1 rRNA gene (running past one end of the window) is annotated in these 1,844 nt (G+C 52.9%); it reads left to right on the plus strand.

The annotated features are described in order from the left end of the window. The first annotated feature begins 193 nt into the window (after positions 1-193). A 23S ribosomal RNA gene (locus NOM72_RS16075) occupies positions 194-1,844 on the plus strand; it runs 1,440 nt beyond the window's last position.

The following is a 1,844-nucleotide window of genomic DNA, read 5'->3' on the forward strand; positions in this document are numbered from 1 at the left end:
CGGAAGGTGCGGCTGGATCACCTCCTTTCTAAGGAAAACGTCCCTTACGGGACATGCCCATCGTTCAGTTTTGAGAGCTCGTCTCTCAGTCTCGCAAGAGACACTCGCACCTTGAAAACTGAAGACATCAACAAGACATCAAACTTTTAATTAACCATGTCATTAGACGTGTGTTCTTAGAATACCAACGCTAGATCAAGGTATGAAGGGCGTACGGTGGATGCCTTGGCACTAGGAGCCGATGAAGGACGCGACGAACAGCGATATGCTTCGGGGAGCAGTAAGTATGCTTTGATCCGAAGATTTCCGAATGGGGGAACCCACCATCCGTAATGGGATGGGACATGTTACATGAATACATAGTGTAACGTGAGGCAGACCCGGGGAACTGAAACATCTAAGTACCCGGAGGAAGAGAAAGCAAATGCGATTCCCTGAGTAGCGGCGAGCGAAACGGGAACAGCCCAAACCGAAGAGCATGCTCTTCGGGGTTGTAGGACACTCTATACGGAGTCAAAAAGGAAGACAGTAGGTGAAGGACCTGGAAAGGTCGGCCGAAGAAGGTGACAGCCCTGTAGCTGAAACTGTTTTCCCTCCAGAGTGGATCCTGAGTACGGCGGGACACGTGAAACCCCGTCGGAATCCGGGAGGACCATCTCCCAAGGCTAAATACTCCCTAGTGACCGATAGTGAACCAGTACCGTGAGGGAAAGGTGAAAAGCACCCCGGAAGGGGAGTGAAATAGATCCTGAAACCGTATGCCTACAAGTAGTCAGAGCCCGTTAACGGGTGATGGCGTGCCTTTTGTAGAATGAACCGGCGAGTTACGATAACGCGCGAGGTTAAGCCGATGAGGCGGAGCCGTAGCGAAAGCGAGTCTGAACAGGGCGTTCAGTGCGTTGTCGTAGACCCGAAACCAGGTGATCTACCCATGTCCAGGATGAAGGTCAGGTAACACTGACTGGAGGTCCGAACCCACGCACGTTGAAAAGTGCGGGGATGAGGTGTGGGTAGCGGTGAAATGCCAATCGAACCTGGAGATAGCTGGTTCTCCCCGAAATAGCTTTAGGGCTAGCCTCGAGGTTGAGAGTTCTGGAGGTAGAGCACTGATTGGACTAGGGGCCCCCACAGGGTTACCGAATTCAGTTAAACTCCGAATGCCAGCAACTTATACTCGGGAGTCAGACTGCGAGTGATAAGATCCGTAGTCAAGAGGGAAACAGCCCAGACCGCCAGCTAAGGTCCCAAAGTGTATGTTAAGTGGAAAAGGATGTGGCGCTGCCTAGACAGCTAGGATGTTGGCTTAGAAGCAGCCACCATTCAAAGAGTGCGTAATAGCTCACTAGTCGAGTGGCGCCGCGCCGAAAATGTAACGGGGCTAAACATACCACCGAAGCTGCGGATTCCGTAAGGAATGGTAGGGGAGCGTTCCAAACCGCTGTGAAGCTGTACCGGAAGGAGCAGTGGAGCGTTTGGAAGTGAGAATGCCGGTGTGAGTAGCGAAAAGAGGGGTGAGAATCCCCTCCGTCGAAAGCCCAAGGTTTCCTGAGGAAGGCTCGTCCGCTCAGGGTTAGTCTGGACCTAAGCCGAGGCCGAAAGGCGTAGGCGATGGATAACAGGTTGATATTCCTGTACCGCCGATCCACCGTTTGAACAATGGGGGGACGCAGGAGGATAGTGACGCATGCGGATGGAAGTGCATGTGCAAGTTTCAAGACCGTCTGATTGGCAAATCCGTCAGGCATCAAAGTCAAGGAACGACGCGGAGTCCCGTAGGGACGTAGGTCACGATTTCACACTGCCAAGAAAAGCCTCTAGTGAGGGGGAAGGCGCCAGTACCGTAA

Origin of the sequence: Exiguobacterium sp. LL15 (assembly GCF_024436095.1) — a bacterium.
In the GTDB taxonomy this organism is placed as follows: Bacteria; Bacillota; Bacilli; order Exiguobacteriales; family Exiguobacteriaceae; genus Exiguobacterium_A; species Exiguobacterium_A indicum.